The organism is Ruegeria sp. CDSB136 (genome assembly GCF_059610965.1).
This window is the reverse complement of record NZ_JBXWOP010000024.1, coordinates 54957-61216: the sequence shown is the minus strand read 5'-3', so window position 1 is coordinate 61216 and position 6260 is coordinate 54957. Positions and strand designations below refer to the sequence as shown.

The 6260-nt window shown below is 54.5% G+C and carries 5 protein-coding genes; 4 read left to right on the top strand and 1 reads right to left on the bottom strand.

Annotation, left to right across the window (positions count from 1 at the left end):
• The first annotated feature begins 104 nt into the window (after window positions 1–104).
• Genes AC2FIR_RS21275 through AC2FIR_RS21265 form a run of 3 tightly spaced genes read left to right on the top strand, consistent with a single transcriptional unit; the run spans window position 105 to window position 3257 of the window.
• A complete protein-coding gene (locus AC2FIR_RS21275; protein WP_480914328.1) occupies window positions 105–1184 on the top strand; it encodes an AI-2E family transporter in 1080 nt (359 codons plus the stop codon).
• Window positions 1181–2245: an HlyD family secretion protein gene (locus AC2FIR_RS21270; RefSeq protein ID WP_170612212.1), complete on the top strand. Its 1065-nt coding sequence runs from the start codon at window positions 1181–1183 to the stop codon at window positions 2243–2245. The genes AC2FIR_RS21275 and AC2FIR_RS21270 overlap by 4 nt, the downstream gene beginning before the upstream one ends.
• Window positions 2235–3257 (top strand): DUF2955 domain-containing protein, encoded by a 1023-nt coding sequence (locus AC2FIR_RS21265; RefSeq protein WP_496747603.1) that lies wholly within the window; start codon window positions 2235–2237, stop codon window positions 3255–3257. The genes AC2FIR_RS21270 and AC2FIR_RS21265 overlap by 11 nt, the downstream gene beginning before the upstream one ends.
• A 213-nt stretch (window positions 3258–3470) precedes the next feature.
• On the opposite strand, the gene AC2FIR_RS21260 is transcribed toward AC2FIR_RS21265, so the two are convergent.
• The gene (locus AC2FIR_RS21260) at window positions 3471–4955 is read right to left on the bottom strand and encodes a BCCT family transporter (RefSeq protein WP_170612216.1); all 1485 of its coding nucleotides are present in this window, start codon (window positions 4953–4955) and stop codon (window positions 3471–3473) included.
• A gap of 304 nt (window positions 4956–5259) precedes the next feature.
• Here AC2FIR_RS21260 and AC2FIR_RS21255 point away from each other — a divergent pair, with 304 nt between their 5' ends.
• Complete coding sequence (locus AC2FIR_RS21255; RefSeq protein ID WP_496763066.1) at window positions 5260–6111, top strand: Hint domain-containing protein; 852 nt, start codon at window positions 5260–5262, stop codon at window positions 6109–6111.
• Window positions 6112–6260: the final 149 nt, after the last annotated feature.

Sequence of the window (6260 nt, the reverse complement as noted above, 5' to 3'; positions counted from 1 at the left end):
GTCACCAACACCATGATTTATATCGGAAATAACACGATCACGACAGCGGAAACAGCGACTTACTTGGGGAATGTGGGTTGGAAAACGAGTAATGGAGGGACGGTATGGAAAAGACACAAGACGCAAGAATTGTGGATCTGGCAATTCGCTTGCTTTTTCTTGGGTTATTCCTTTACAGCGCATTGGTCATGATCGCACCGCTGGCAAGCGTGGTGATCTGGGCGACGATACTCTGCGTCGCGCTTTATCCGGTTTTTGATTGGCTTCAGGCCAAGTTGGGCGGACGCAAGTCGCTGGCCGCAACCATTCTGGTTTTGCTGGGTCTGGTTCTGACCTTGGGGCCCGTCGCAACTGCAGTATCGGGCGCAGCGGAGCTTGGAGGCGAGTTTGCGGAACAGGCGGACAGCGGTGAATTGAAAGTCCCACCGGCGCCTGAAGGTCTCAAGGAGCTGCCCCTGGTCGGGAACAAGATCGCCGAAGTTTGGGGGATGTTCGAAAGGAACCTGGACGGTGCGCTGGCCAAATATGGTACACAAATCCTGGAAGTGACCAAATCCCTCTTTGGTAAGGTTCTGGGTATCGGGATCGGGCTTTTGGGACTGGCCCTTTCGGTTTTGATCATGGGAGCCCTGTTCAGCCCCGGCCCGAACCTGGTTCAGGGCCTGCAACGATTTGCCAACCGCGTGTTTGCGCCACGCGGGGGTGAGTTCGTGACTCTGGCGGGTGCAACAATCCGAAATGTCACAAAGGGTGTCATCGGCGTGGCGGCAATTCAAGCTGTCGTCGTGTGGTTGCTGTTGGTGCTGTTTGGGATTGGTTCAGCTGCGACGCTGGCGTTTATCTGCCTGATTCTGTCCATCATCCAGATCGGGCCCGGTCTGGTGCTATTGCCCGTAGTAATTTACGCGTGGAGCTCGATGTCCGGTGGTGCGGCTTTGGTGTTCACCATATTGGCCATCCCTGTCGCCATCATGGACAGCTTCCTGCGTCCGGTCTTCATCTCAAAAGGTCTTGAGACACCAATGCTGGTGATCCTGATTGGGGTTCTCGGTGGCATGATGGCCTACGGCTTGATCGGCATTTTCATGGGACCGGTTCTGTTCGCTGTCTTCTACGAGCTGTTCAAGGTCTGGATCGACGCCTCACCCGAAACGGAAGACGCTGCTGAAGGAGCAGCAAAATGAGAAAAACAATATGGACGACACTTGCCGTCATTCTTGTTTTTCTTGTGTGGTATCTGGTTGCCGACCGGAAAACTCCGTTTACGGGAAATGCCAGAGTCAAGGCCGTGGCAACGCAGATCGTGCCGCAGGTCACTGGCACGGTGACCGAAGTTCTGGTCGAAAACGGTCAGGTCGTCTCAGCTGGTGACGTGCTGGTTCGGATTGACGCCAGACCATATGAAATCGATCGCGCAAAGGCAGAAGCGGATCTGGAAGCTGCAACACAGGAAGTGGGCGCTTCCTCGGCCGAGGTAAGTGCGGCACAGGCCAAACTGGCTAGGGCGCAAAGTGACCTCGACACGATGCGCATACAGACAGAGCGGGTTTTTGCGCTTGAAAAGAAAGGACTGATCGCGGTTTCAAAAGCAGATGACGCGCGAGGACAACTGGCAGAGTCAGAGGCGAATTTCGAGAACGCCAAAGCGGATCTGGAGAAAGCCAAGCAGAGGCTCGGCAGCGAGGGAGTGGAAAACCCCAAGATTCAGCGCGCACTGGCGGCATTGGCGGATGCAGAGCTTAATCTTGAATGGACCGAGCTGCGCGCGCCGGCAACAGGTGTGATCTCCAACTTACTGATCGCGCCCGGAACATATGCGCGCTCCGGGCAGGACCTGCTGACCTTTCTGGATGCGACCGACGTCTGGATCGAAGCGTATTTTACCGAAAACAACCTTGGCAGAGCATCTGTAGGCTCGCCCGTCGACGTGGTGCTGGACATGCATCCCGGCAAGATTGTCCCGGGAGTCATCGAAAGCTTCAGCGCAGCTGTTTCCCTGAGCGGCGGTGATGAGCCCGGCCAATTGGCAAGCCCGCCAAGCACCAAGGGTTTTCTGCGCGAGCCGGAACGGTTCCCGGTTCGGATCGTGTTGCCCGGGTATGAGGCTGGAAGCGCCGAGGACGACCTGCGTTTTCAACTCAACGGGCAGGCGGACGTGATCATGTATCTCAGCGAAAACTCGCTACTGAACGTGGTTGGCCGCACCTACATTCGTTTGGTTTCGATCCTGTCTTATGCGTACTGAGGACAGAAACTCGGTCATCCGGCTTGCATTGGGGGTAACAGGGGTCTTCTCGTTGGGCCTGTTCCTGGGTTGGCCCCTTGCGGTTGTTGGTGCCGTGTTCACGGCCTTGTTTCTTCAGGCACCGGCCGCGTTGCCTTTGACGGCGTTTGCAAAGCTGTTTGTCTTCTCGATCGGGTTGATGTTTCTTTCGTTTCTGCTGTCATCGGTATTCGCGCCATATCCCGTCGTATTTCTGATTCTGGTTGCGATCGGAATAATCCTGTCGTTCATATGGTCGGTGTCAGGCGCAGGAGTATTGCCCGGGGTCATTGCCCTTATGGGGGCGTTGATGATCCCGAACCTTGTGCTGCAATCGCAGGATTTGGCCTTGGTGCTGGTGTTCTGGATCCCACTGAACCTTCTGTTTGCGGGGTTCGTATCCACACTGATGTTTGTTCTGATCCCCGCTGAACCCCCAACGCCTGCTGAAAAAAAAGCAGCGTCATCGCCTGAATTTGACCCGCATCGTCGGATCGTCAGGATGTCGCTTGTCACGGTTCCGTTTGCTTTGGCGTTTTTCGTGTCCGGCGCGTCGGCGTTGTTGGTGTTGTTCTTTGTGGCGCTTCTCAGTCAGCAACTGGCTGCGATGCCCGCAGCGGGGAAGACCGTTGCCAAGGCTATGCTGACAGCAAACCTGCTTGGAGCGGCGGTGTCGATCATCTGCTATGAAATCAACGTGATCGCCCCGGTCATTCTGACGCCCATACTGCTCTGTCTGTTCTTTTGTCTGACGCTTGGGGCGCTCGGCAAATCTCAGGTTCCACTGGCTGCCGCTGCCGGGTCTGCAATAACAACAGCATTGATTGTGTATGGCGGGTCGATTGCACCGTTTTCCGACGAGGCCGACGTCAAAAGCATCACGCGTGTTCTGCAAGTCGCCAGCGCTGCGTTCTTTGTGATCATAGCCTACGTCGTGGTCGACGAATTCTGGCCGGAAAAGCATCGCCAGACCAGTCAGAACAACGCGGCCTGACGGGAACAGACGTCGCGGCCAATAACAAGCCGCGTAGATGGCCGCTTAGCGGATGGAGAAAACAACCAGTGTTGAATGCATCTGAATCCCGCCTGACAGCCAATATGCTTCGTACCTCCGCACCGCGCTAAACGCGGTACAGGGCAAGCCAAATCAAAAAACCGATATAGGCGAAAACTGTTACATTCAGCACCGTATCGACGATTGATCCCGTCATTTCGTGACCTCCTTCATCAGCGACTTGAGAAGGCAAATAACAAGGACAGGCACAATAAAGACAAACGCGATGGCTGACAGTGCGATAATGGATCGAACGAGCGCCACGTCGTTCACAAAAATCATCGCCAGCCCCAGGCCGCCCAGTACCACGCCCCAGATGGTACGCACACCAGGGGAAGGGTTTTCATCTCCGCCTGTTCCAATCATTGCAAGCGTGAATCCGGCGCTGACAACGCTGGTAACCACAAACAGGAACGCGGCCGCGATGGTTGCGATCTGTGTCACGTATTGCAGAGGAAACTCTTGCAACAAAGCAAATGTCGTCGCATCGAGGCTTTCGGCGTTCACCTCCAGAAGATGGCCGCTTCCATCCAGAACGTCAAAGATACCAATCCCGCCGAAAACGCCAAACCAGAAGATCGAGAACAAAGTCGGCGCGATGATGACGCCGGTCAGAAACTCGCGGATCGTGCGGCCGCGCGAAATTCTTGCAATGAAAATCCCGACGAACGGGGACCATGCAAGCCACCAGATCATGTAGTTCAGCGTCCAGTCCTGAAACCATGTGGAAACGGTTTCGTCGAAAAACTCGGTTGTCGAAAACCCGGCGGGTATGACGTGGAAAACGTACCGACCAAAACCGGAAACGATGGAATTCATCGCGAAGGACGTGGGGCCAACAAGCAGCAAATATACCAGCAGGGCGATTGCAATACTCATGGCCAGATTGGACAGCCTGGACATCCCCTCACCCAGATCGCGCCGAAGTGGGATAAGAAATGCAATGCACATGACGACAAAGATAATCGCGGTCAGCGAATACGAGTTTGGTATTCCCAGGACCCCTGCCAATCCCGTTTGAATCTGGAACACCCCCATCGCCAATGAGCCTGCCAGCCCGACGGCGATGGCAACAACCGACAAGAAATCGAAAACCCACGCCAACGCCCGGGTCCAGGCTTTGTCCCCGTAAACGTCCAGCAACGGTGCACTCAACAGCAAGGAGCGCTCTCGCCGAAATGCAAAATACGCAATAATCAGCCCGACGACGCCATAGATCGCCCAAGCATGAAAACCCCAGTTCAAATAGGTGACAAATATGGCCAGGCTGGCCGCTTCCGGGTCAGCGCTGAAGTTGCGAATAACCGAAAAGTGCGTGAGAGGCTCTGACGCGCCAAAGAACAGCAGTCCAACGCCCATACCCGCCGCAAACAGCATTGCTATCCAGGCGACAGTGGAAAACTCGGGCTCTGATCCTTCGGGACCAATTCGTATCGAACCGAACCTGGACAGCGCGAGATAGATCGACAGCAACAAAAGTGCACTGGCTTCCAGCATAATGAACCAGCCCCGGCTTTCGAATTGAATCGAAACAACTGTTGAAGAAACGGATCCCAGGCCCTGTGGGTCGACAATGCCCCAAATGGCAATGCCGCTGCTGACCAGTAGTGCCGATACCAATAGCGCGTTAACTTTCATCGCTCGCCAATCTGAAGAAGTGCGTCTGCCTTGGCACCGTAGTCACAAAATACCGTCACACAAAGTCGCAAACGTGGATTGCCACGAGAAGCCGATGCTTATCCTGCCCTCGCAGTGGCCGTTTTCGTCCGCCCCCTGCCGCATCGTGGCTAATCACGGCTTGGTCCGCACAGAAAACGATCAAAGAACCGATGGACGGACGTGTCGAACCCGAACTGTGCAAACAATACTTTTCAAAAAATCACTATAAGTGAATATAATGCCCTAATATAGCATTGAACGGCGTGAACGGGGGAAGTCGGCGGTGTTTGATATATTGGCGCATACTGTCAATGAGACAGGCCAAGGTGATCTGATTGTTCAAAACACCACTATGCCTGCGATAATCAGCGGCTCGACCATTTCTTTCGACGGTGGGCAGACGTTCCAAGCCTACACGTATCTCGGTCAGGGCAACTATCGCGGCACCGGTGAGTCCGGCGAATTCATCAGAGTTGGCGGACAGGTCTATGCCTATAACACCACGAATCCCACCGGCCCGATGCAGACGGGCAACTGGAAAATTACAGAAGGCGACCTCGATCCCAGCAATCCTCCCTGCTTTGTTGGCGGAACATTGATCCAGACACCGCAAGGCGAGGTTCTGGTCGAACAGCTTCAAGCAGGAGACTTGGTTACCACGGCATCAGGCGGACACATGCCAATTCTTTGGATAGGCAGCCGACAGGTCATGCCCTCCATGCTGCTTCGCAATCCGTCATTGCAACCGTTGAGAATAGACACAGGCGTCCTTGGGAACGACCGGCCCCTGGTAATTTCCCAGCAACACAGATTGTTGGTTTCGGGCTACAAAGCGGAACTTCTTTTTGGTGAGCGAGAGGTCCTGATGCCCGCCAAGGCGCTTGTTGGATTTCCGGGTGTCACATTGGATTACTCCCGTACAACGTTCACCTACTACCACCTGTTGCTGGAAACACACGAGGTGGTCTTCGCAAATGGAGTTCCATCGGAAAGTCTGTTTCTTGGTGACCAGCTTGGGCGCACTGAAACCGATGAAATCAAACTCCTGTTTCCGGATTTGTTCTGCGAGTTAAGAACTGTCAGAGCAGCAAAGCCTATGGTTTCTCGTCGCGAAGCAATGGTGATGTTTGCCTGATCCGTTTTGCGCTAGCAGGAAAGACTGGCTTCATTCTATCCTTGATCCTGCTGACTTCGTATTGTTGGCGAAGCAGTTTTCGCCGCGACTGAATGAAGGACTACGATGAGCCCAAATCAGGCTTCTTTTCCAAAGGTGGATGCAACGGG